We start from the raw sequence: 327 nt of genomic DNA, 5'->3' as shown, positions 1-327 counted from the left end.
GTAGAGTGTATGTTCGCAGGCAGGCTGGAAAACCTGACACCACCGCATAATCCACTCGACGTCCTTGCGCAGCAAACCGTTGCCGCCGCGGCGATGGAGGCATTACAGGTAGACGAATGGTACTCCCGCGTACGCCGTGCCGCACCGTGGAAAGATCTGCCAGGACGTGTTTTTGACGCCACGCTGGATATGCTTTCCGGGCGCTATCCCTCTGGCGATTTTTCTGCTTTTCGCCCCAAACTGGTCTGGAACAGGGAGACCGGGATATTGACCGCCCGACCTGGCGCTCAATTGTTGGCAGTTACCAGCGGCGGCACCATTCCGGAT

General features: G+C 58.4%; 1 pseudogene. It reads left to right on the top strand.

Annotation, left to right across the window (positions count from 1 at the left end):
• Window positions 1-327 (top strand): annotated as a pseudogene (locus tag ACXIUA_RS01850) (DEAD/DEAH box helicase); the annotation flags it as partial.

Source organism: Corynebacterium sp. UMB8791 (assembly GCF_054166365.1).
Note: the sequence above shows the minus strand (reverse complement) of the source record. Positions and strands in the feature narration are given on the sequence as shown.